Raw genomic sequence first — 553 nt, 5'->3', positions numbered from 1 at the left:
GGCGCGCTGTCGCGGGGGAGCGGCTCGGCGGCCCTCCGATGGCGCCGGCACGCACGCGGTCCCGGCCACCGTCCGGCGCGTGCGCCCGGCTCACACCGGGCCCAGAAACCGAATGTGCGGACGGCCCCCGCCCGCCTCCTCGCTGACGGTCGCCCGCACCCCGTACACGTCCGCCACCAGCGACTCGGTCAGCACCTCACGGGGCGTGCCCGACGCGACGACCCGGCCCTCCTTGAGGACGGCGAGGCGGTCGCAGTACATTGCCGCGAGGTTGAGGTCGTGCAGGGCGACGACCGTCGTGATCCGCAGCTCGGTGACGAGGGACATCAGGGCCAACTGGTGCTGGATGTCGAGGTGGTTGGTCGGCTCGTCGAGGAGCAGCTCGCGGGGGTCCTGCGCGAGGGCGCGCGCGATGTGTGCCCGCTGCCGCTCACCTCCCGACAGGGAGTGCCACGGCCGGTCCGCCTTGTCCGTGAGCCCGGTCCGCTCCAGCGCCGTCCGTACGGCCTCCTCGTCACCCGGCGCGGCCGGCGCCCACGCCCGCCGGTGCGGG

1 protein-coding gene is annotated in these 553 nt (G+C 75.4%); it reads right to left on the bottom strand.

Annotated elements, in window-relative coordinates:
• Window positions 1-90: 90 nt before the first annotated feature.
• A partial coding sequence (locus tag ACVNF4_RS36810; protein ID WP_461807144.1) for an ABC transporter ATP-binding protein occupies window positions 91-553 on the bottom strand: 463 nt, incomplete at its 5' end.

It is taken from the genome of Streptomyces sp. S6 (genome assembly GCF_054880855.1).
The sequence above is the reverse complement of the archived record's forward strand: the minus strand, read 5'-3'. Positions and strand labels throughout refer to the sequence as shown.